The following is a 235-nucleotide window of genomic DNA, read 5'->3' as shown; positions in this document are numbered from 1 at the left end:
CCGACGTGGCCGCGCGGGGCCTGCACATCCCGGCGGTGAGCCACGTGTTCAACTACGACCTGCCGCAGGACGCGGAGGACTACGTGCATCGCATCGGCCGCACCGCGCGCCTGGGCGCCGAGGGCGACGCGATCAGCTTCGCCTGCGACCTCTACGCGATGAGCCTGCCGGACATCGAGGCCTACATCGGGCAGAAGATCCCGGTCGGCGCGGTGGAGCCGGACATGCTGGTGAT

Annotated in this window: 1 protein-coding gene; it reads left to right on the top strand. The window is 70.2% G+C overall.

Annotated features, from left to right (window positions below; translation table 11 throughout):
- The coding region (locus ACH65_RS20925) for a helicase-related protein (RefSeq protein WP_049624065.1) at positions 1 to 235 on the top strand (235 nt) is incomplete at both ends.

Origin of the sequence: Frateuria defendens, from assembly GCF_001182895.1 — a bacterium.
Taxonomy (GTDB): Bacteria; Pseudomonadota; Gammaproteobacteria; order Xanthomonadales; family Rhodanobacteraceae; genus Frateuria_B; species Frateuria_B defendens.
Note: the sequence above shows the minus strand (reverse complement) of the source record. Positions and strands in the feature narration are given on the sequence as shown.